The sequence below is a fragment of the Candidatus Gracilibacteria bacterium genome, from assembly GCA_028687475.1.
GTDB lineage: Bacteria > Patescibacteriota > Gracilibacteria > BD1-5 > UBA2023 > STC-74.
This window is the reverse complement of sequence record JAQUAB010000002.1, coordinates 22,034-43,798: the sequence shown is the minus strand read 5'-3', so window position 1 is coordinate 43,798 and position 21,765 is coordinate 22,034. Positions and strand designations below refer to the sequence as shown.

28 protein-coding genes are annotated in these 21,765 nt (G+C 39.8%); 13 read left to right on the top strand and 15 right to left on the bottom strand.

The features are described from left to right. Window positions 1-25 precede the first annotated feature (25 nt). On the top strand, window positions 26-433 hold the full coding sequence (locus PHY14_03040; protein ID MDD2693884.1) for a hypothetical protein: 408 nt from the start codon (window positions 26-28) through the stop codon (window positions 431-433). Here PHY14_03040 and PHY14_03035 read toward each other — a convergent pair. Next, window positions 423-2,606, bottom strand: a complete 2,184-nt coding sequence (locus tag PHY14_03035; GenBank protein MDD2693883.1) for a DNA translocase FtsK — start codon at window positions 2,604-2,606, stop codon at window positions 423-425. The genes PHY14_03040 and PHY14_03035 overlap by 11 nt on opposite strands. Before the next feature lie 420 nt (window positions 2,607-3,026). On the opposite strand from PHY14_03035, the gene PHY14_03030 reads away from it, so the two are divergent. Both PHY14_03030 and PHY14_03025 read left to right on the top strand, forming a co-directional pair. Further along, window positions 3,027-3,545: a hypothetical protein gene (locus PHY14_03030; protein MDD2693882.1), complete on the top strand. Its 519-nt coding sequence runs from the start codon at window positions 3,027-3,029 to the stop codon at window positions 3,543-3,545. A gap of 519 nt (window positions 3,546-4,064) precedes the next feature. After that, a complete protein-coding gene (locus PHY14_03025; GenBank protein MDD2693881.1) occupies window positions 4,065-4,562 on the top strand; it encodes a hypothetical protein in 498 nt (165 codons plus the stop codon). Window positions 4,563-4,599: 37 nt separating this feature from the next. Here PHY14_03025 and ychF read toward each other — a convergent pair whose 3' ends face one another. The 3 genes from ychF to PHY14_03010 all read right to left on the bottom strand — a co-directional run bounded on the left by ychF (window position 4,600) and on the right by PHY14_03010 (window position 6,731). Further along, a complete protein-coding gene (gene ychF, locus PHY14_03020; protein ID MDD2693880.1) occupies window positions 4,600-5,688 on the bottom strand; it encodes a redox-regulated ATPase YchF in 1,089 nt (362 codons plus the stop codon). Window positions 5,689-5,736: 48 nt separating this feature from the next. Further along, window positions 5,737-5,976, bottom strand: a complete 240-nt coding sequence (locus tag PHY14_03015; protein MDD2693879.1) for a hypothetical protein — start codon at window positions 5,974-5,976, stop codon at window positions 5,737-5,739. A gap of 140 nt (window positions 5,977-6,116) precedes the next feature. Further along, complete coding sequence (locus PHY14_03010) at window positions 6,117-6,731, bottom strand: hypothetical protein (GenBank protein MDD2693878.1); 615 nt, start codon at window positions 6,729-6,731, stop codon at window positions 6,117-6,119. Between the two features lie 295 nt (window positions 6,732-7,026). On the opposite strand from PHY14_03010, the gene PHY14_03005 reads away from it, so the two are divergent. From PHY14_03005 to PHY14_02960, 10 genes are all read left to right on the top strand, one after another. Further along, entirely contained in the window at window positions 7,027-7,647 is a 621-nt protein-coding gene (locus PHY14_03005) for an ATP-dependent Clp protease proteolytic subunit (protein ID MDD2693877.1), read from the top strand. A 2-nt stretch (window positions 7,648-7,649) separates the two neighbouring features. Continuing rightward, on the top strand, window positions 7,650-8,828 hold the full coding sequence (gene tyrS, locus PHY14_03000; protein MDD2693876.1) for a tyrosine--tRNA ligase: 1,179 nt from the start codon (window positions 7,650-7,652) through the stop codon (window positions 8,826-8,828). 614 nt (window positions 8,829-9,442) lie between these two features. Continuing rightward, entirely contained in the window at window positions 9,443-9,835 is a 393-nt protein-coding gene (locus tag PHY14_02995) for a MazG nucleotide pyrophosphohydrolase domain-containing protein (protein ID MDD2693875.1), read from the top strand. A gap of 3 nt (window positions 9,836-9,838) precedes the next feature. Continuing rightward, complete coding sequence (locus PHY14_02990) at window positions 9,839-10,429, top strand: HD domain-containing protein (protein ID MDD2693874.1); 591 nt, start codon at window positions 9,839-9,841, stop codon at window positions 10,427-10,429. Between the two features lie 20 nt (window positions 10,430-10,449). Further along, window positions 10,450-10,998, top strand: coding sequence for an HAD domain-containing protein (locus PHY14_02985; GenBank protein ID MDD2693873.1), 549 nt, complete (start codon window positions 10,450-10,452; stop codon window positions 10,996-10,998). 59 nt (window positions 10,999-11,057) lie between these two features. Further along, window positions 11,058-11,672, top strand: a complete 615-nt coding sequence (locus tag PHY14_02980; protein ID MDD2693872.1) for an S-layer homology domain-containing protein — start codon at window positions 11,058-11,060, stop codon at window positions 11,670-11,672. 32 nt (window positions 11,673-11,704) lie between these two features. Then, window positions 11,705-12,031, top strand: coding sequence for a divalent-cation tolerance protein CutA (locus PHY14_02975; protein ID MDD2693871.1), 327 nt, complete (start codon window positions 11,705-11,707; stop codon window positions 12,029-12,031). Between the two features lie 6 nt (window positions 12,032-12,037). After that, complete coding sequence (locus tag PHY14_02970; GenBank protein ID MDD2693870.1) at window positions 12,038-12,550, top strand: signal peptidase II; 513 nt, start codon at window positions 12,038-12,040, stop codon at window positions 12,548-12,550. Further along, a complete protein-coding gene (locus tag PHY14_02965; GenBank protein ID MDD2693869.1) occupies window positions 12,525-13,292 on the top strand; it encodes a hypothetical protein in 768 nt (255 codons plus the stop codon). The genes PHY14_02970 and PHY14_02965 overlap by 26 nt, the downstream gene beginning before the upstream one ends. Window positions 13,293-13,298: 6 nt before the next feature. Next, window positions 13,299-13,841 (top strand): AMMECR1 domain-containing protein, encoded by a 543-nt coding sequence (locus PHY14_02960; protein MDD2693868.1) that lies wholly within the window; start codon window positions 13,299-13,301, stop codon window positions 13,839-13,841. Between the two features lie 2 nt (window positions 13,842-13,843). Here PHY14_02960 and PHY14_02955 read toward each other — a convergent pair whose 3' ends face one another. The 11 genes from PHY14_02955 to pyrE form a co-directional block, all read right to left on the bottom strand. Then, the gene (locus PHY14_02955; GenBank protein MDD2693867.1) at window positions 13,844-14,488 is read right to left on the bottom strand and encodes an endonuclease III; all 645 of its coding nucleotides are present in this window, start codon (window positions 14,486-14,488) and stop codon (window positions 13,844-13,846) included. 11 nt (window positions 14,489-14,499) lie between these two features. Beyond that, entirely contained in the window at window positions 14,500-15,558 is a 1,059-nt protein-coding gene (locus PHY14_02950) for an FtsQ-type POTRA domain-containing protein (protein MDD2693866.1), read from the bottom strand. Next, window positions 15,533-15,895: a ribosome-binding factor A gene (locus PHY14_02945; protein ID MDD2693865.1), complete on the bottom strand. Its 363-nt coding sequence runs from the start codon at window positions 15,893-15,895 to the stop codon at window positions 15,533-15,535. The genes PHY14_02950 and PHY14_02945 overlap by 26 nt, the downstream gene beginning before the upstream one ends. A gap of 79 nt (window positions 15,896-15,974) precedes the next feature. Continuing rightward, on the bottom strand, window positions 15,975-16,940 hold the full coding sequence (locus tag PHY14_02940) for an RluA family pseudouridine synthase (GenBank protein ID MDD2693864.1): 966 nt from the start codon (window positions 16,938-16,940) through the stop codon (window positions 15,975-15,977). Window positions 16,941-16,943: 3 nt separating this feature from the next. Further along, window positions 16,944-17,381, bottom strand: coding sequence for a nucleoside-diphosphate kinase (gene ndk / locus PHY14_02935; GenBank protein ID MDD2693863.1), 438 nt, complete (start codon window positions 17,379-17,381; stop codon window positions 16,944-16,946). A 122-nt stretch (window positions 17,382-17,503) separates the two neighbouring features. Next, window positions 17,504-17,701, bottom strand: coding sequence for a helix-turn-helix transcriptional regulator (locus PHY14_02930; GenBank protein MDD2693862.1), 198 nt, complete (start codon window positions 17,699-17,701; stop codon window positions 17,504-17,506). 5 nt (window positions 17,702-17,706) lie between these two features. Then, complete coding sequence (locus PHY14_02925; GenBank protein ID MDD2693861.1) at window positions 17,707-18,252, bottom strand: DUF2178 domain-containing protein; 546 nt, start codon at window positions 18,250-18,252, stop codon at window positions 17,707-17,709. 169 nt (window positions 18,253-18,421) lie between these two features. Further along, on the bottom strand, window positions 18,422-19,327 hold the full coding sequence (gene pyrB, locus PHY14_02920; GenBank protein MDD2693860.1) for an aspartate carbamoyltransferase: 906 nt from the start codon (window positions 19,325-19,327) through the stop codon (window positions 18,422-18,424). 30 nt (window positions 19,328-19,357) lie between these two features. After that, window positions 19,358-20,224 carry a ribose-phosphate diphosphokinase gene (gene prs / locus PHY14_02915; GenBank protein MDD2693859.1) on the bottom strand — a complete coding sequence of 289 codons (867 nt, stop codon included), beginning with the start codon at window positions 20,222-20,224 and terminating at the stop codon, window positions 19,358-19,360. Window positions 20,225-20,227: 3 nt separating this feature from the next. Next, window positions 20,228-21,016 carry an orotidine-5'-phosphate decarboxylase gene (gene pyrF / locus PHY14_02910; protein ID MDD2693858.1) on the bottom strand — a complete coding sequence of 263 codons (789 nt, stop codon included), beginning with the start codon at window positions 21,014-21,016 and terminating at the stop codon, window positions 20,228-20,230. A gap of 18 nt (window positions 21,017-21,034) precedes the next feature. Further along, window positions 21,035-21,757: an orotate phosphoribosyltransferase gene (gene pyrE / locus PHY14_02905; GenBank protein MDD2693857.1), complete on the bottom strand. Its 723-nt coding sequence runs from the start codon at window positions 21,755-21,757 to the stop codon at window positions 21,035-21,037. Window positions 21,758-21,765: the final 8 nt, after the last annotated feature.

Sequence of the window (21,765 nt, the reverse complement as noted above, 5' to 3'; positions counted from 1 at the left end):
TTTTATTCATTTTCTTATTAATATTATGTCACTTTCAGAAATCAATTCATTAGAAACAGTTGCAGAACATAAGAAACCAAAGAATCTTCCAGGTGTTCTTTTGTCAATAAATGATATCATGTATTCACTTCCTATGGATTTAGTGAAACGGTTGCCTCGATGAAAAACGGGACATTCTGCTATTGCAACAAAGTTGAGGAATTGAGGAATTGATCCAACCGCGAGAGAGTGAGATAATGTTCGTGGTGTCTTATTGTATTGTGCAAGCAACTTAGGACAGATACATCAAATCCTTGAGCAATCAGTTCGTCCACCACTTCCTGATGCAATCGAAAAAGCAGGATCAATGCAAGCGTATGAGCAACAATTAGCCGCGAATCATAGACGTTCAGATTGAGAATTTGTACCAACAATGGATGAGACTATCCTATAACCTCTCTCGGCTTACTTCCGTCCGCAGGTCCGACAATGCCGAGGTTTTCGAGAATATCCACGACACGAGCAGCTCGGCCATAACCGAGCTTGAGGTGTCTCTGGAGCATGGATGTAGAACATTTTCCTGCATTGCGTACGAGTTCAATCGCTTCTTCGATGATTTTTGGATCCTCTTCGAAGTTACTATTTCCACTATTGTCTCCACCGACACTTCCCTCCCAATTCCCACGATCTCCTTCGATAATAGAGTGATCATAAATATCTTCGAGCATTGCAGGATCGATCGTGCGCTTGATATGATTCACGACGCGTTCGACCTCATCCGTCTCGACGAGAACTCATTGGATACGAGTGGTTGCCATGGCACCGGTCGGGAAGTAGAGCATATCACCGCGACCGAGGAGATCTTCGGCTCCGATCTGATCGAGAATCGTGCGAGAGTCGATATTGGATGCAACAGTGAATGCAACACGAGATGGGACATTCGCCTTGATAAGTCCGGTGATAACATCGACGGATGGACGCTGTGTCGCGAGGATGAGATGGAGTCCGACGGCACGAGCCTTCTGAGCAATACGTGTGATGGCTGCTTCGACTTCTTTCTTGTTCCCGCTCATCATGAGGTCAGCGAGTTCGTCGATAATGATGACTATAACTGGCATTCTATCTTTATTGCCAACTTTCGCATTATACTCTTCGAGGTTGCGCACGTTCATTGGTTTCATCGTACTATAGCGACGTTCCATCTCGGCAACTCACCACTTGAGCGCATTGAGTGCCTTGTCTGGCGAATTGATCACTGGTGTAAGAAGATGAGGGATACCATCATAGATACCGAGCTCGACTTGTTTCGGATCTACCATGATCATACGGAGTTCCGATGGAGTGTTCTTATAGAGCATCGAGAGGATGAATCCATTCATTCCCACGGATTTCCCTGAACCGGTCTGACCCGCGATGAGGAGGTGCGGCATCTTCGCCAGGTCCCCGACAATAAAATCCCCATTGATATCTTTCCCTATTGCGAGCGCGAGTTTCGACTTGTGGTGTCTGAATGTATCATCTGTGAGGACTTCCTTGATTCCGACAATATCCCGTTTCTCATTCGGTACTTCGATTCCCACGAGTCCAAGTCCTGGGATTGGTGCTTGGATACGGATAGATTTTGCTTTGAGTGCGAGAGTAAGGTCTTTCTTTAGGGATTCGATTTTCGATAATCGGACTCACTCTGATGGACGGAGACGGTACTGTATCACTGTCGGTCATACACACTCTTCTTCCATCTCGACGTCGATGCCGAACTGGAGAAATGTCTTCTGGATGAGGATAGATTTCTCTTCGATCTCATCGGGTGAGACGGTATTTTTGTGTTCGATCTCATTCAGGAGTTTCACACTCGGGAAGTCCCACGTTCCGAAATCTACTGCCTTCGCAGGGGTTTTGGATTCTATTACTTTTCCATCGATGGTTTCGAGAGGAACTTTTTTCGTGAGTCCAGAAAATGCATTGGAAATAATTGCTTTTCCAGAGAGTGGTACTTTTTCTTCGCGTTTTTCTTTCGCCTTGTGGAGGTCAGCGAGTTTTTTCTCGAGTTCTTCCGCTTTCTTTTTGTAGGGATTATCTCATTTTACTTTTTTCGGGACTTCATCTTCTTCCTCGGAACTTGGAAGTACTACTTCTCGCATCGTAGAGAGCGAAGGTACCCTATCGCGAACTTTCGAAAGAATGGTTCTATAGGAGATTCGGAGTGTCATATAGAGGCTCGCGAAGAAGAGAACGATGAGTGTAAGTACTGCAGCAGATTGTCCGAGGAATGTTACCATATTCTTATGGAGATCAAAAATACCTATCGTTTTATCTTTCCACAGTCCGACTAGAGAAGTCGTTGCGATGAAATATATAAAAAGTCCTATAAAACGCGTCGAAGACCAAGAAGCCTTTTTCACGAGAATCATCGTTCCGAGCGCGACAGTAATCGGAGGAAATATCCAACGATATCATTCTGGGGAGAAAAGCTTGCCTCAAGCAATCGCAAAATACTGACCGATAACAGATGTCTCCTTGGTGGAGAGGAACATGAGGACTCCGAGAACGATCAATATTCCTCATGCGAGGATATTCTGGAGCTCTACAGTCATGAAGCTCTGGTGTTGTGTTTTCTTTCTTGCCATGGGCATAGTATATCGAAAGTGGTATTCTATGCAAAAGGAAAAAATAAGTATATTTCACAATAAAAATCGAGAATGTGTTGACTTATTTGCTAAATAAATAGAATCGTGATAGGAAAGTGGCTCACTAAGATTCTGGTAACCCCAGGTTTATGTGATCTGTGTAGGATAGGGCGGAGGCTATGAACCGCTTCGTATGGGTGTAGTTAGCTCGTATGAAGAATGTCTCATCTCGGGTGCTAACGTCCGGATGAGAATAAGCATCGCAAGGTGCCGTGGAGCCGACCTTGAAATACTCCCCTGGTCATGTGATGCCACTTTCCGCCAAACTCTGAATGCCCGCCTCTACTGAGTGCGAGGCATTTTTTCTTGAATTCTCCCCTTTTTTCTCTATACTCACTCCGCATTCATTATTTTCCAACTATGTTCAAACTTATCGAAACCATCCAAGCAAAACCTTCTGATAAGACGATTCGTCTTGTTCGCATTGTTTTCGCACTCGTGCTCATCCTCGTGATTACCTTCGGAATCCAGAAGACAACATGGAATTACAATTTCATTCCATCATATCTCATCTATATTCTCTACTTCTTCCCTCTTGTTGGACTTGTTCGTGGGATTCTCGATCCAGGACTCTGGCGTCGAAAAGTATGGAAATGGATAGTATTCGGACTCGGTGTTGCTATGATGATTATTTCCCTCTTCTTCATCGAGACGAATACTGAGAAAACTGTTGCTCCTGTTGTTCAAAATGTTTCTGGTGAGATTTCTCTCTCAAATCTCGGAACAACAAGTTCGTCTTCAGAATTCGTGATCGATACTGATTTCTGGGTTGGATTCTTCGGATTCTGGGTGGCACTCTTCGGATTCGCACTCACAAGCAAAAATATCACCAAGAAAAATGAACGCTACGGTGAGAAAGTGACAAAGATTCGGGTTTAGTTTTTCCCTTACACATCTTGCATATTTTGAATTCCAGAATCGTTTTGGAATTTTCTTTGAGAAAAAGTATCTCAATTTTTTGACATGAACAAAAAAGAATGCTAAGATACTTTTGTCTACTTCACAAGACATGGTGAACTTCACTCGCCGACTCTGAATCTTCATCGCTTAAACCGATTGAAGATCCAGAATCAATATAAATACACATACAAAGCACAATTGCTTTCTCTATACAAGTCGATTTTCCATAAAGGAAAGTCAAAAATACAAAAGCTGGTTATCCTCGTAAAACTGACCCAAGTGCAGTAGACATCGATTCTCATGAGAAGTGAAGAAACTCTGAGAACATAAAAATCCCCTCACAGGCTATAAAAATCTTTTCATGCCAACGTAAAGTGAAGGGGATTTTTTATTCAAAACCTTTTCTCATATGTCAAATGAATTATTTGAGGAAAATATAATTTGTAATCTTTGTCAAAGATAGTATATTATTATGCAAATAATATTATTGTTGCTATTATGTCTCAACTTGAAAAACCAAAATCAACAACTATAGAAAGATTATGATATAATTCTGAGCATCTTCCTGTTCCACCACAGGTATACTCATTTTATCAAAAAAATCTTCGTCAGGTTATTTTGAAATGGGAACAAACTTTCTTAGTAGAGTCAACTTTTATGACTCCAGATGGGAAAAGTTATGGAAAATATAATAATGCTGGAAAAAAAGAAGTGGATAGAAATTCTGATTTTTGGGTCCAGAAAGGAAATGATATAATCGAACAAATGTATAAGAGCATGCGTTCTGAATGAGTTCCGGAAGAGAAGTTGCAAGCAATTACTGCACTTATTAATAATGAAATTCGTGGAAATACTGAACTCGATCGTTTCCAGAAATATGCTCGTATGGAATCTCTTGTATTGGCATATTCTGAGTATTTTTCTCAAGAAAGAAAAATGAATCAGAAAAGAAATGAGCCAAAACCAAGAAATCCTTTTGGAGGATTGGATTTGTAAAAAGACCAGGCAACCCCTGGTCTTTTAGATTGAATAACTAAGCTCCGAACTTAAACAACATCACATCCCCATCCTGGACGATGTACTCCTTCCCTTCCATTCGGACTTTTCCCTTTTCGCGTGCTCCAGACCATCCACCGAATTCGACGAGGTCTTTCCAGTTCACGGTTTCTGCCTTGATGAATTTCTTCTGAAAATCAGTATGGATCACTCCAGCAGCTTCTGGTGCAGTCCAACCCTTGTGGATCGTCCATGCATGAACCTCGATCTCACCTGCGGTGAAGTAGTACTGGAGTCCGAGAAGGTCGTAGCAGGTCTTGATGATGTTATCCATAGGATTAAAGTTGATTCCCATATCAGCGAGAAACATTTTTTTGTCTTCTTCTGAGAATTCGAGCATATCCATCTCGATTTTTGCACTCACAGGGAGCACAGGAATCTGAGAATCAGTGATTCCTATCTTATCGCGAAGAGTTGCTATAGGTGTATTTACAGCATTCTCTTGCAGATTCACTGCGTAGATAAATGGCTTGTTCGTGAGGAGGTGAAGATCGGCGATTGCTTTTTTCTCATCGTCGGTCATCTCCATAAGTGACGCGATTTTTCCTTCTTCGAGGTGGATTTTGAGGCGATTGTAGATATCTTCACGGGATTTTGCTTCCTTGTCTCCAGCGCGAACTTTTTTCTGATTGTCTCCGATACGCTTGTCGAGTGTCTCGAGGTCAGCAAAAATCAGTTCGAGATTAATCACTTCGATATCACGTTTTGGATCAACAGAACCATTCACATGGTGAACATTCGAGTCATCAAAAGCACGAACGACTTGGAGAATCGCATCGACATTTCGAATATGGGAGAGGAACTTATTTCCGAGACCTTCCCCTTTCGATGCTCCTTCCACGAGACCAGCGATATCGACGAATTCGACCGTTGCAGGAATATTTTTCGCACCATTCACTACCACACGAATCTGTTCGAGACGGTCGTCGTTCACATTCACGATACCAGTATTCGGTTCTATAGTACAGAATGGGAAATTAGCTGCTTCGGCAGCATATGACTTGGTGAGTGCATTGAAGAGAGTGGATTTACCGACATTTGGGAGACCGACGATTCAGACTTGCATGAGAAAAAGAGAAAGAATTAAGAGATTTTTTTAGGAGTGTATATAGTATTAGAAATCCATCTGATTGAGATTCGTATTTCTATTGATTTTCGAAGGAGTGTAGTCGTTATATATTTTGTATGCACCAAATAAAGCAATCAGAATAACAATCACGAGATATATACGAATAACAGGCGTGAGAAATCTCGAATATTGACGAAAATTCCCAATATGCATAATGACGATTCCGACAAATGCAAAAAGAATAACAAGAACGACAAGATATATTCCGAGGAGAATGAGATTCATAGAGGAAATTATAACTGGCATCAGAATATAAAAAAAAGCAAATAACGCAAGTTGAGTCAGAAAGAATACGATTAATTCTGCATCTTTCCCAAAAAAAGAGACCCGATGTGGAGTCTCTTTTGAATTAGAAAAACGAGAAATTATTCGTTTTCGAGATTTGCATTTTCTGTATCTGCAATAGCTTCAGGAACTTTACATGTTTGTGCTTCGGCTCTGAATGTTGTCCATGCAGATTTTCGGCTTGCTCGGTCAGCTTCACGTGCAGTTTTGACTGCATTTTTCCATGTTGTCCAAGCAGTGTTGATAGCTGCCTTGCGCTCAGTCGAACCAGAAATTGTCCAAGCCGTATCGAATGCTGCAGCACGAGCAGTGAATGCATTGTTCAAAGCGGTAGAAAGCGAAGTGATAGCAGAAAGAACGCTTGATTCACGTTTTGTTACAGCAGCACGAGCACAAGCAAGTTGTTCTGTCGTGAGCACAACTCCAGTCTGTACACGTCCTGAACCATATTGAACACGTCCTGATCCAGTTCGATTCTTTCTCATTTCTTCGAGTCTTTTCTTATTTTCTTCACGTTTTTGTTTGAGTTTTTCTTGCATTTCTTTCATCATTTGTCCACGATTTTTGTATTGCCCAGATGCGGTTGCTGTTGTACCTGTTGATACTGTTGTACTGGCTTCAGAATCAGCATGCACAGATACGAAAGTTCCACAGATGACCGTTCCGATAACGAGAAGAGAATATATTTTTTTCATAAGAGAAAGAAAATAAAAAGATAAAAAGCATGAGGGATTGTATAGAAAATTTCAGAAAAATGCAAGCGATTCCAATCTGTACAAATCTCGAAATTCAAGAGAAAAATTATAAGAGTATCTCCGCACTTTCTTATCATAGAAAGAAAAATCCACCGTTTATCATCTTACTTTATTTAATAAAATTCTTTCATATTTTCACCATTTATTCACACAAAGTCTTTTCTTTCTTTCTCGATATTTTTTGCAAAAAATACTATTTTCTCTATACTCCAGAGAGCTTCTTAATCTTATTTTTATGTCCAAAAAGACTCTCACTTCTAAGCAGAAGAAAAAAACAATTTCTGATTTTCTTGTTCCTACTATTATCGATAAAATTGGTGGTCAGGAACGCGCGTATGATATTTACTCTCGACTTCTCGAGGATCGTATAGTATTTCTCGGTGATGCGATTGATTCTGCGGTTGCGAATACGGTGATTGCACAACTTCTCTATCTCGAAAAAGTAGATCCGAAAGCGCCTATTACACTCTATGTGAATTCTCCAGGAGGTCATGTGACAGCGGGTCTCGCTATCTATGATACGATGCAGTCGATCAAGCCAGATGTCATCACGGTTTGTGTTGGTCTCGCGGCTTCTATGGGTTCTATCATTCTCGCGGGTGGTGCGAAATGAAAACGCTATGCACTCAAGCACTCAGAAATCATGATCCATCAGCCACTCGGTGGCATGGAAGGTCAAGCTATCGATATCAAGATTGCCGCGGATCATATCATAAAAACCGGTGAAGTTCTCTACAAAATTCTCGCGAGTCATAGTGGACAAGACCTCGATAAAGTCCGAAAGGATTGTGATCGTGACAACTATATGACCGCAGAAGAGGCGATGAAGTATGGACTTATTGATAAGGTATTATAATTATGCAAAATTCTCAAATCCATAATCTCCTCACGAAGTGAGTGTCCAATGTTATCGACCGAGCCAATCTCGAGAAACGTCTCCTTGCTGGAGAAAAGCTCCGCGTGAAGTTCGGAATCGATCCGACCGCTGCGAAGATTCATATCGGGCATATGGTACCATTCTTGAAGCTCAAGGAATTCCAAGCGCTCGGACATGAGATTGTTCTCTTGTTCGGTGATGCGACGGCACAAGTCGGTGATACGAGTGATAAAGATGCAGAACGTCCGATGCTCACACGAGAGGAGACTCGTCGCAATTGTGAGGTATTCCTCCAGAAATTCTCGAAAGTCATCGATATTTCGAAGATCAATGTCTACTACAATAGTGAATGACTCGATGTAGTGAATTTTGCTTGAGTTGGTGAACTTGCGAAGAATTTCTCCGTGGCGGAGATGCTCGATCGTGATAATTTCTCGAAGCGCTACAAGGAAGGAAAGCGCATTTCCCTTCAGGAATTTCTCTATCCTATCATGCAAGGATATGATAGTGTCGCCATCGCGAAGAAATATGGTTCCTGTGATCTCGAACTCGGTGGGAATGATCAGTACTTCAATCTCTTAGCTGGACGTACGATGATGAATGCATTTGGACTGCCGAAGCAGGATATTATGACATTCGATCTCCTCGTCGGAACGGATGGAAAAAAGATGAGTAAAACAAGCCCAAACTGTATCCTCATCGATGATACTCCATTCGATATGTATCAGAAGCTCATCAATGTCGATGATAGTCTCATCGTTCACTACTTCACCTTCGCGACGGATATGACCATCGAACAGGTGGATGTCATTGCAAAACGACTGGAATCTGGTGAACATCCGAATATCCTGAAGAAAGAACTTGCTGACTATGTCGTCACGATGTATCATGGGAAACCGTATGATCCCCTCGATACTGGAAGTATCGAGAAGTTCCAAGTAACTAGTTCCAAGTTGCTAGACGGGAAAATGTTTATTGGAGATATTCTGAAAGAATTAAACTTCTGTGCAACTTCCTGAGATGTTCGCAATGCACTCGCTGGGAATTCTGTCCGAGTGAATGGCGAAGTGATTACAGATCCGAAATTTCTCGTTACAATTTCTCCCGAAGGAACTCTGGTTGAGATGGGAAAGAAGAAAGCAAAAAGAGTGTTTTTATAAGAATTCAAGTTTTATGAATGAACAAGACTTGGTAATAGAAAAATGAACATCTAAACAATATCCAAATCTTCCCTATATAAACTTCTTTGTTTCAAAGAATAATGAGGGGGAATATGATTTTGTTGGAGAGATTATCTATAATCATGTATGAGTAGGAGTAATCAAGATTATTCGATTACATACTGCAAACCTCGTTAAAAATACTCTCGTTAATCCTATAAGATTTCGAAATGCTTGATTACGGAAGTATCCATGACTTTGAATTTTATGTCTTAGTAGATTTATTCAGGAAGTGAGAAAAGATTTAAAACCCAAAAAATTATATTATTTTCAGTACCTGATGCTATCTGATTTTATCGGAAAGCAGCAACTCGATTATTGAAGGCTGGAGAAATTGTTAGCTGGAAACAATGAGATGGATTATTTTCAGTGAATAGGGTTCCTGTTTGGTTTATCCAACTCGTTTGAGATATTTCTGACTTGCATTTTGAATTAGAATTGTAGTCTGTGTATTTTTTTATCCTTCTTAATTAATGTTCAAAAAACTCACCAATCTCATCTTCGAATGTCTCCAGTTCAAATAAGGCAAAAAGAGTATTTATTTAATCTATCATATGCTTTCTATTATCCAGAAACTCATTATTCTCACAGAGAAACGTATACCATTTCTTATGAAACACGGTGACGGAAATTTTTTTAAGTGAAGTCAGACTTTTTTTGATGGAATTCTGGATGAAATGAATGAAGTAAAAGAAGAGCTAGAAAATGGAAAACAAGTATATCTCGAAGATGAGCTCGGAGATGTTTTTTGGGATTATATTTGTCTTCTCGAGAATCTAGAACAGGAATGAAAAATCAATAAAGAAAAAGTATTTGAACGATGTTATACAAAATTTAGCGAACGTCTCAATATAGATGGTTCTAATAATGGGAATTGGATTGAGGTAAAGAGAATGCAAAAAGAAAGATTGAAGCAGGAACAAGATACTCTTGATAATATCCTATAAGCTATGCTCAAAAAACTCACCAATCTCATCTTCGAATGCTTCCAACTCAAAGAAATCAAACATGAGGGTTGGAGAATGGCGGGCATTTCGAATCCTGACTCTGTCGCGGAACATAGCCTGAACGCTGCACAGATTGCCTATATCCTTGCCCAGATGGAGTGAGCTGATGCGAATAAGTGTGCGAGCATGCTTGTCTGGCATGATATTGCCGAGAGTCGAGTGGGTGATATGCACAAGGTAGCGACGCGATATATCACGAACAAGATGGAAGTCGAAGAACAAGTGATGCAGGATCAATTCCAGGATATCGAGTTTGGTGCTGATATTCTCGAGCTTTTTCATGAATACGAGCATCGGACGACACTTGAAGGAATAGTTGCGAAGGATGCTGACTATCTCGAACAGGCGTTTCAGGCGAAGAAATATATGGAACTCGGATTCCATGAGGCTGAGGATTGGATCATCAATGTTGGGAAAGCGCTCAGAACGGAGAGTGCGAAAAAACTCTGGCAAGAGCTCCAGAAAACGGGATTCACTGACTGGTGGAAAAAATGAAATCTCAAGAAAATCGATGCGAAGGAGATTTATCAGTAACTTTTCATTGTTGTACTATTATGGAAACAGAAAAACAATCTTCAACTAATTTTATCTTTCTTGATATAGATGGTGTTATGTGTCCATTCATTAGTCTTTCGGATCATTGGAGACAGATTTTTTGGAGAAATTACTGGACAAAGATTGGAAGATATGATCTTGTCTTGCAAACCATTTCTGAGGAGAAAAAGCGAGTGCTGAATAGTTTCATTCAGAGCATTTGATGAAATGTGAAAATAGTTATTTCTTCTGATTGGAGAAAGACTCTTCCTGAAGAAATACTTGCTAAAGCTATATGACAAAACTCTGTTCAAAAGACTATGTACAAACCTAGAAATATTGCTAATCCATTTGAGTGGAGGCAGTGGCTCTATGAAGCAACTCACAAAAAAGATTTACGATTGGAGCAGATACGAAAGTTTTGTGAGGATTTTTGATGAAAAATTAATAGAATTATTGTAATAGATGATTCTTCAGTAGTTCCGTCATGATCTGTTATATGATGAATAACTATAGAATTTATCCAACCAACATCTTCTACTGGTCTGACAAACACCTTTCTTTCTTAAATAAATTTCTCTGAATCAAATGTGAACAAAAAACTTTTAATTCCTTATTTTTTACCCCTATGTCCAAGCTATTTCGTCTCCTAGTAATCAGTTTTTCTACGTCATTTTTGTTTGCCAATACTTTTGCTGCAAGTGAATTTCTCCAATATGCCAAAACACTTTCTGCAACTGGCGTTATCAATGCACAAAATTTCGAAGTCGGATATCGACTCACTGATAAACTCTCTCGTGCTGAGTCTGCGAAGCTCGTCGTCAATGCTATGAAAATCCCTTCAGGAGAATGTTCTGGAACGGTGTATGCTGACGTTTCGGCTGCACTTGGGAATCTCTGTGGATATATCGAAACTGCCAATTCGAATGGATTGATTGCGAGTGCGAGTTATTTTCGACCGAATGATCCTGTGACTCGAGCGGAATTCGCAAAATTCGTAGCCAATGCAGCAAAACTCACTCTCACGTCAACTGCTACTGGATTTTCTGATGTTTCAGAAAGTAATACTCTTTCTGGCTATATCAATGCACTTGCTGAAGCAGGAATTATTAATATAACAACTCATTTTCGACCGAATGATAGCATCACACGAGGTGAAGCGTTCAAAATGCTCGTCGGAGCGATTGAGTATACGATGATACCAGTGAGAGAATCTATTGTGAGTGGTGAAATGGGGAATTAATAAGAATTGCTATTATTTATTGTTTTGGAAATATGTCATTCACACTTATATACGTCACACATCCATCGAAGCCTGAAGCAGTACGAATCACGAGCGAATTGCTCAATAAACATCTCATCGCTTGTGCGAATTATATGCCAATCGAGAGTGTTTTTTGGTGGGAAGGATTTCTCACCAAAAGTGCTGAAATAGTCACTATCTACAAGACTCGGAATGAGAACTGGGAAATCGTGAAGTCAACGATCGAGGCGACTCATAAGGATACAACTCCATGTATTATCAAGCTCGGAATTGTTGAAGCGAATGCTTCGTATGAGGCATGGATCCAATCCGAATGTTCTCTTCCTCCAACTCTTTAGAGATTTATGCGCATTTTTTTCCTCACCATTTCCCTGTTCTTCTGTATTGCTCTCGATATGGGATCGAAGATTTTTGTTGAGGATACGGTTTTCTGAACATGGAAAGAAATATGTGTTCATCCAGAAATAAATAGTGCTGCGACAGTCGAATATTGTCGTGATAATATTATTTCTTTCACGGATTTTTTCTCTCTCCATCTCTCGTATAATTCTGGAATTGCCTTTTCCCTGCCAATTCATGGAATCATGCTACAAATCATTACTTTGTTGCTTATCGGAGGGATTCTGTACCAGTATTTCTCTGTAGAGTATCCGAAAAAATCGAAATTGCTCGATGCTGGATATGTTCTGATTCTCTCATGAGCCCTTTCTCATGCCTATGAACGGATTTTTGTCGGGCATGTGGTGGATTTTATCGCGGTGAAATATTTTGCCATTTTGAATATTGCGGATATATTTATCTCAGTTTGAGCCTTTCTCCTTATTCTTGCTTATGTTATCTTCCGAAAATCTCGATAATCTCAGTCCTGAAGAGATTCTCACACCACCAAGATATGACGGACTCGGAGTTACGATGTCTATTATGTCGGCTTTCATTGTTTCTATTGTTTCTGGAGTGATTATACTCACTTTTTCTTATTTTCTGATTGGAAATCTTTCATTGGAAGTTGGGGTATCCCCACTCCTTTTAGCGATGATTACATTCTTCTGACTCATTATTGGGAATATTATTTATATTGTTTTGCTCTCGAAAATATTCCCAAATATTTACACTAGAGGACGAACGACATTGGCTCAGATTGCTATCATGTCTATTATTCTCTATGTATTCTTCGCACCTGTTTATCTGATTATTTCCAATCTTTGACTCGATTCTTCGACTATATTGATTATATTTGCATTACATGTCATATTGAATGCTTTTTGTTTTCAGCTCATTATCGGATTGACGACACAATATCGATATATACTTCTGACACTGTATTCTGGAATCGCGAGCTTTCTCGTGACAATAATCGTCGTAGCATTAGCTTATGTTTCATTTTCCGTTTCGAGTAATGCTTTATTTCTTCTTCTTGGTCTGGTGATTGTGGTACAGACATTGGGTGCGATGATATCAGGCGTTATTTTCTGGGCATATTATCGTATGTATACTGTGACTGGTGCTGACCCGATTGGTTCTATTTTTGCTCGCATAGAGCAAGAAGAAAAAGAAAGTGAAAGGCAGGCTACCGAAACTCTTACTCATTTTCATCAATAAGAATTTATGCAAAATCTTGTTCGTAAAACGCTCGAAATCTACCTTCGTGAAAAAAGAATTATTACTCTTTCTGATATTGAGTGAACTCTTCTCGAACATACGAAGACAAAAAAATCTGTATTTGTGACATTGTACTACCAGGGAAAAGTTATCGCTTCGAGCGGACGAATCCAGTGTAAAAAAGAAAATACACTCTATGAATGTATCGATAATACTCTGCTGTGTTTGAAGGATCCTCGTTTTGCTATAGAAATCCAGAATCCAGAAAAATTGGCTGATATTCGGATTCGAGTGGATATTTTTTCTCTCTCAGATCGGAGAATGCTTCAGAAAATCGAAGACCTCGATACTCGGAATGAAGGAATAATATTTCTCTCCCAGAATCTCGGGAAAATGTCGATCATTCTGCCTCATATGGTACATCTCGATTCTGCACCGAAAAACTATTTCAATCTGGCTTGTCGAAAAGCAGAACTTGATCCAACGCAGCTCAATCCGAATGATTATGTGATTTTTGGTATTAAAACCGAAAGTTTGAGTGACATATAGTTCTATTTAATTTTCTTGATGGTGTGTTTATAATAGGCACACCATTTTTTTATACTACAGGTTTCACATTTCGGATTTCTCGCGATACAAGTATATCTGCCGAACAGAACACACGGATGATGAAAATTCTGTTTCTGAGTCTGTGAAAAAAGAATATCCACTTCCCTATCTGTCTGTTCTGGGGTTTTCGTTGTCACGATTCCTATCCGATTCAGCACTCGATGAATATGCGTATCTACACCGATATAGGGCATATCATAGAGCACGGAGAGTATTACTTTGGCTGTTTTGATACCGATTCCTGGGAATGTCTGTAGGAGCTTGATATCATTCGGAATGACTCCATGGTATTCATTCGCGAGGCGAGTTCCAGTTTCCTTGATATATCGAGATTTATTCCGAAAAAAGTTCACATATTTCAGATCGGATTCTATCTCCTCAAGAGAAATATCTATAATATCTTTTGCTTCGCGAACTTTCGCGAAAAATGGTGGACTGACTTTGTTGACTTGCTTATCGGTTGTCTGTGCAGAAAGTATGACAGCACAGAGAAGTTGAAATGGCGTCGTATAGTCTAGCTCTATTTTCTTGCCTCCGTAGAGCCGTATAATTTCCTGAATAATATCATCAAGTATAGATTTCTTCATTATTGCGAAAATTATTTATATCTATCACCATAGATAGAATCCAGATTTTTTGTACAAACATCTTTGATTTTGCAGACAAAAACCTTTCCAGGAATACGAACATCAATATATATCAGACCATCAGATTCGAACACGGCATGATTTTTCTCGATATATGTTTTGAGAGTCAGAAGTTGATTCTTGAGATTTTTATAGATATCTGCATCTTTTGTCTTGTTTACAGAGAAATCCTGGAGTGCAAATAGTATTCTTCCACCATTCTCGAGTGAAACATGGAATTCATTTTCTTGTGTGAGAAATCGCGTTTTTCCGAGTTTTATTTCACTCCATTCTTCTTTGAAAATCTCAAATACTTTATTGATAGCCGCAAGTTTGTTTTCATCTATGATACTTTTGTAATCCAGTAATTCATCTTCTCCAATGTTCGTTATGATATCAAAAGCAGGAAGGCTCTCGATTTTTTCTTTCGCAAGTGGGATGAGAACACCATTCGCAGTGAGTCACCATATTTTGTTGGTTCTACCAGACACACTTGCTCGATAGAGTATCGGATGACTCTTTATGATAATTTTGAGTCCATTTGGATAGAGACGGTCGATACTCACAGTTTCGATATTGTTCTGATATTTCTTGAGATTCTGCGCGAGTTTTTCCTCATCGAAGAAGAACAGATTTTGTTCATAGATATCTTCTATGGAGCGATATGCAATATTTATATCGATACCATCTGTCTCCGCACTAATAAGTACTTTCGAAGGGGATATCTGAAAATATGGAGAAAACAAGAATATATAGATACAGAGTACTATCAGGATCGCTCCGATGTATCAGAGAATTCGCTTGTCTTCATAGAGAAAGGCAGTGTTGTTATAGATCTTTTCTTGGAAAAAATTCGTGAATGGCTTCAAGGCTCGTTTTTTTTCACGAAAAATTCCTCATCGTTTTGTCTGAATCTGACTTCAAGAATCACGAAACAAATATTTTTGTTGTTTTTCTTTTTTGACTTCCGATTGAAAACCACGATTTTTATATTTTTTCGAGAAGTTACGAATCCATCTGAGAAAGTCCATATTGATGATCGAGCGTATTGATAAGTTCTAGAATATTTGTTTCCTTTCGTGCTTCTTTTGGGAGCTTGAATCGTATGCGCGGAGTTTTTCTCAGAGAGAATTCCTTTCCGATATGTCGTTCAATGTCGTGTGCTACTGGTGCGATGAAGTGTGGCAATTCTTTCTCGTTCGTCTGAGCAGTGACGAATATGTCAGCATAAGAATAATCAATACTGATATCAACATTGGTGACAGATATAATCCCGAAATTATGAGGTTGCATCTGTTCGTAGTTGAGAATTGTTTGGCTTGCATAGCTTCGTATGGCGTCAGCAAGGCGTTTTTGTCGGATATTCATAATTGCGAGTTGCTAGTAGGATAGTTTGTCTAGTTTTTCTGTCACTCAGTATAGATAGAATAGGGAAAAATGGAAATCATTATAAAAATTTCTTGAGGTCATCTTTGAGTTCTCACTCGAAGCTAAAATCTTGCCCAAAAAGATTGAACTTCAATCTCCATGCATGAAGCCATTGTCGTTTGAGTCCATATTTTTCTTCCGCTTCTTTATTTTCTTTTTCATTTCCGTAGATTTTATCTCCCACAATCGGATATCCGATAGATGAGAGGTGGACTCGTATCTGATGTGTACGCCCTGTGAGAAGATCTACTTCGAGAAGTGTATACTTATTGCCAAAAAATCATTTATTGCTAAATTTCGTTTTAGCGAGTTTTGGGTTTACTGGATCAAGCGTTGTCATCTTTTTTCTGTCGTGCGGATCGCGTCCGATGAAGGACTCGATATATCATTCTTGATCTTTCACTTTTCCGACAACGAGTGCGAGATATGTTTTATTTATAGTGCGTTTTGCTATTTTGAGTTGGAGCGCGTGCATGGCACGATCGTTTTTCGCTATCATGATGACACCACTTGTGTCTTTGTCGAGACGATGGACAATTCCTGGTTTTTCGACGCCATTAATTATTGAACTCGCTTGCTCATCACTCCTGATTCCAAGAGTCTTGAAGTGATGCAGAAGAGCATTCACGAGACTTCCCTTTCGTCATTCTTCGCCTGGTGTGGGATGAGTATTCATGCCCGCATCCTTGTTGATGATAGCGAAGTCATCATTCTCGAAAATAATATCGAGAGGAATATCCTCTGCTTCGAGATGCATTGCTTCGACCTTCCATCGCATTTCGATGACATCTCCACGGTAGATTTTCTTATTTTTTGTGAAGTGTTCGCCATTCGCTGTGATATTTCCCTCTTCAATCATCTTCTGGATGTAGCTGCGGGATTTTTCGGGAAAAAGAGCCGACAGGTAGGTGTCGACTCTTCGAGTTTCTCGAGGATCTGCAAGAACGCAGAAGAGAGATGTTGTGTAGTTATTGGAGGAACGCATTGATTAGATAGCCTTTCTTTCGTAAGAACAAATCTCAGAATCAGCGAAGAAACGCTTGATTTCTACTTCAGCATTTTCTGCACTATCAGAAGCATGGATAAGGTTGTAACGGATAGTAGTTGCATAGTCTGCACGGATTGTACCCATCTCAGCCTGAGCTGGATCAGTCGCTCCACAGAGTTGACGCATACCACCAACAGCATTATCACCCTCGACAATCATGAATACAACAGGACCCATAGTCATGTATGCAACGATCTCAGGGTAGAAAGGCTTAGATGTGAGGTGTCCGTAGTGTTCATCGAGCTTCTCGCGAGATACGAGAGCCATCTTCATTGCAACAACCTTGAATCCGCGTTGTTCGATGCGAGTAGTAACTTGACCAACGAGACCGCGGTGTACTGTATCAGGCTTCAAGATAATAAGTGAACGTTCTGCCATAGAAAAAAGTTAGAAATTAGGAGTTGTGACCTAGTATAAGGGAAAAAATAAAAAAACAACTTTTTCGAAAAAAAATTGAATAGAAAAATTGTACAGTCCGAGAATCGTATCTTTTTTGTATCCTATGTCTCATCGAAAATAAAAACATCCTCAATACTCATATCAAAAATCTTCACAATATCATAGGCGAGTTTCAGTGACGGATTATATTTTCCTTGTTCCAAAAATACTATAGTTTCACGTCTGACACTCACTTTATTGGCGAGATCTTCCTGAGTAAGTCCGAGTTTTATTCTGTATTCTTTTATTTTATTTTTCATAAGTATTAATTACAAATAGTATTTGGAGCAGGAAAATCAGGATGTCCGTGTTCTACCCAAACACCATTTTGACAAACCCAATTATCTTCTCCAGAGAAAAAGCGAATGGAAAAAATACCGATAAAAAGAGCGAGAATAATAGCAAAAACAATAAATTTACTTCTATGTTTAGAAATACTTTCCTTGCTCTGAAAGGTAAAAATCATGCTGTACATAATCATCAAAAGACATACTGAATAAGCTAGAGTCATCCCGATATATTCATACGCTGGATTGAGATGTTTGAAATAAAAAAGCACAAACATCGCCAAGACGGCGATCCAAGAGAAAATTTGCATACTCAGTAAAGCGGATTTTCCCGCTAAAAGGTAATCTCTTTCATCAGCGATAATATCCTTGACCTTGCCTCGGAAAAATAAAAGAATCAGTGTCGAGATAATTATCGCGACGATAGGAAGTATAAAATTCTCAAAAATAATGGATTGAGAAATGGTCATTGCTAGGAGTATAGTAACGCCTATACGAATATTTCTATACGTTTTAAGTGTCATATATAAAAAGTTAAATGTTAAATATTTCACACATTTGCATGTTATATTTTTCTAACTTTCTGTCAAATATTTATTTATTTTTTGGTATATAGACTTTTGAACGATTGTTATTTTTGTTGTCAGAATCGAAAAAGTCCCCTACTTCAGAGGAAGTAAAGGACTTGGATTTTTAGTGTTCGAGACAATACTTGATGAGTGCCATTCTCATAGGAACTCCATTTCGCGCCTGTTCAAAGTATCGTGCTTGTGGAAGATTATCAACTCCGAGTGTGATCTCATTCACTCTCGGGAGAGGATGCATGAGGATGGCATCAGACTTCATCTTCCCTACTGTATCCTCATCGAATATGAATGCATCTTTCACTGCTTCATACGATTCGAGATTTGGAAATCGTTCTTTCTGAACACGAGTCATATAGATGACATCACTTTTTGAGAGGAGTTCATCGGAGAGGGTCTCACTGACGAAATCTTCTTCTTTTTTGTATTCTTCTGGGATATTGAGATTTTCTGGTGCTATGAACGCTATCGATACATTCGCGAAATTCCGCAAGAGAAGCGAAAGTGAGTGTACGGTGCGACCATAGCGGAGATCTCCGACAAAAGTAACCTGCATTGGCTTGTCTTCGAATATCTGTGGAAATGACTTCGTGATGGTATAGAGATCGAGGAGTGACTGAGTCGGATGTTCTCCTGAACCATCACCTGCATTGATAATAGGAACACTGGAGTATTGGCTTGCGAGGAGCGCATCTCCTGTGTTTTTCGAACGTATTGCAATGATATCCGCATATCCAGAGACGATACGGATGGTATCTGCAAGTATTTCTCCCTTCGATTGGCTCGAAAAAGTGACATCTGTCTCAGAGATTACCTTCCCACCGAGTCGATGCATCGCTGATTCGAATGAGAGTCGCGTACGGGTCGATGGCTCATAGAAAAGCGTTGCCATGATTTTTTCGTCGAACATTCTGCTTCCTCATTTCGAGAGGATAGTATCCATCTTCCGTGCCTCAGACATGAGGTAGTCTATATCTGCACGAGAGAACTGTTTCGAAGAAATAATATGACGCATAGAAATATGAAGATTAAAAATAAATACGTATTAAAACCAGAAATCCAGAACTTTTACTTTCTCACTCCCTTGGAATCTCGCATGATTCTCAGGAATAGTATCAGTGGTATAGAATGCATCGAATGCATCGAGAAAACTAGACTTCACTCCCTCTGCGAACACTGCATGCGGAGCAAATGCTGAGACTCTGGGAGCTCATTTTTCACGTGCGTATCGACAGGCTTCGACGAGTGTCCCACCACTTCTGATATGATCATCAATAATGAATACTTCCCTTCATTCGAGATTTCCTCATTCGAAATACATTTCTATCTCCGTTGGTGATTTTCGTACTTTCGCACAAGTGACAATCTCATAGTCAGAGAAAAATCGAGAAAATGCTTTTTTTGCTCCTGCATCAGGAAAAAGAATGACGGGGTTTTTTCATCAGGAAAGAATCTCTTTTTTGAGTATTGTGCTCGTTGTGTGGTGATGAATCTGGAGATTGGCAGGAAAATAAAAAATCTCACGTTCATCATGGATATCATAGAGATGAATCTGAACTCTTCCTGGATGTCGTTCTCCGATAGTTCCGAGGAGTCGTGCGAAGACATTTGCGATCGAGAGTTCTCCACTCGGAGTATCTCTCTCCATAGAAGCCGCTGGAAAAAATGGAATGATAATATCCATTTCTTCCGGGCTATATCGTGCCACTCCATCGAGAAATGCGATCTGTCAGAAAAAATCATCAACATATCGGAAATCTCCAATATAGGTGATTTTCGATCCTGCAATTTTTTCTTTTTCTTCGAGGAAGATCCGAGGCCATCCATCTGAGAATTTCTCGAATTGGATAATCTTTGCGCCCGGGATTTTCTCTACCAGATAGGAGAAATGAGGATGAAGAAAAGTGATCATAGATTATCTATATAAGTTAATAATATCTCGTGTTCGAATTGCCTCTTCCCTGCTTGTTCCTGTCTTCGGATAGAGTATTGCTCGTGCTGAGTTGATGATCATACCACTTCATTCACTATTTTTTGCAGCCTTTACTGTGGCTTCGATATCGCCCCCTTGTGCACCGATACCCGGTATGAGAAAAAACATATCATCTCCGACAATTTCTCTGACTTTCTTGATTTCTGCTGGATACGTTCATCCAACCACGAGAAGTACTTGATCTTCTTTATTCCATTTCTGACTTGCTCGATAGGCAACTTCTTCATAGAGTTTTCGGCCATTTGTGAGTGTGAGATCTTCGAAATCTCCACTTCCAGGATTCGATGTCTTGCAGAGAATGATGACACCTTTGTCTGGGTAGTTGAGATATGGCACAATCGTATCACCTCACATATATGGATTTACGGTGATAGCATCAGCCCCATACCTTTCGAACACTTCTTTGGCATATTGGTCTGCAGTACTTCCGATGTCACCTCGCTTCGCATCGAGGATAACAGGAATTTCTGGGTAGTTATTCTGTATGTAGTGGATGATATTCTCGAGATCTCTTTCTCATCCATAACTCGCGAAGTACGCTATCTGTGGCTTATAACAAGAGACGAGGTCATATGTCTCATCGATGATATTTTTGAGAAAATCGAATACTGATATTCCATCCGGAATCCGAGAAATATCAGGATCAAGGCCAACACAAAGAAGAGAATTATTTTTTTCTATTGCGTGTTTGAGTTGTTCATAGAATCTCATGAGAAAATTTTGGATTATTTATTTGGAAAATGGATATATTCCATACGTTTCATGGTATGTATCCATAGCTTTACCTATCGAAACATCTCCGACAAGATTCTCCTCTATAGCACTCCTCACATCAGTACGAGAGAGGCTCGATACGATTGTGACGTTGTTCTCTTTCTCGGCTTGCATGATTGCAGATATTCTCTCACTCTCGGGGTTCGGTATACTCGCATCACCTGTGATCTCTTCCCGGTCAAGAAGAACCACGAGTCATCGTACCGTTCCGCCATCTTTTTCTATATCTTCGACTGATTTACGGAATGCGGTTCCTGCAGTGATGACATCGTCGAGGAGAATACATGACTTCCCTCGTACATTCATCCCGAATCCATTTCCTCCCTCACCATGATCTTTGATCTCTTTGCGATGCGATGAGAAACCAATACTTTTCCCTGTTCGATTGTAGTATTCTTGTGCTACGACCGCAGCAAGAGGAATTCACTTGTAAGCGGGTCCATAGAGTATGTCCGCATCGATGTTACCATCACTATCACTAAAATTCGCGATAAGTGAATCCGTATAGATTCTTGCTATTCTTGCGAGTCATTCGCCATGTTGCATGAGATTACCAGCATTGAAGAACCAAGGGGATTTCCGTCCAGACTTCAATATAAATGGTGTTTCTGTATTGAATTGGAGTACTCAGTTATTTGCACAGTAGGCAATAAATTCACGTTTTGTAGGTGTAAGCATAATGTGAG